This is a genomic window from Pollutibacter soli (assembly GCA_029269725.1).
In the GTDB taxonomy this organism is placed as follows: domain Bacteria; phylum Bacteroidota; class Bacteroidia; order Chitinophagales; family Chitinophagaceae; genus Pollutibacter; species Pollutibacter soli.
Map to the genome: position 1 here is coordinate 1 of JARJHS010000027.1, position 571 is coordinate 571.

The 571-nt window shown below is 46.4% G+C and carries 1 protein-coding gene; it reads right to left on the reverse strand.

Features of this window, described 5'->3' with window-relative positions:
* On the reverse strand, positions 1–568 hold a 568-nt coding region (locus P2W82_RS24695), incomplete at its 3' end, for an asparagine synthase C-terminal domain-containing protein (protein WP_336518631.1).
* Positions 569–571 lie beyond the last annotated feature (3 nt).

A 571-nucleotide genomic window follows, 5' to 3' on the forward strand; every position in this document is an offset into this window, starting at 1 on the left:
TACCCAAGGTAAGCTGCGCTGCACCTAAAAGAAATCCTACGGGTATAGCTCCTTTTTCTTTTTTGTATGAACGCATCTCATCTACCAACGAGCGCAACTTCATGCCACGCATAAGGCCTGCATAAAAAGGCAGGTCGTTGCCACCATAACCAGCTAGCTGTTCGTCTGCACCCTGGCCGTCAATCATCACTTTAAGACCAACTTCGTGTGTCTTTTTAAACACCGACCATTGACTGAATTGCGATGTACTTCCGGTAGGATCATCCTGGTGCCATAAGAATTTATCCAGTTCCGTTTGCAGGTCATCGAACGTCGGGAATATCTGGTGCGGATTGGCTTTTGTTTTGCGGATCACTTCTTCGGCAAAATCCCATTCGTCATATCGCTTGTCAGTATAACATGCTGTCACCGTTTCCTGTCCGGCAAATTCAGATTTTGCCTGTAGCAGTTCTGCCGCCAGGCAAACAATGCTCGATGAATCTAAACCGCCAGATAAACATGAGCCCACGGTGACATCAGATCGCAGCCTGAGATTTATTGCATCACTTAAAAGTGATTTCAGGTTCACAAC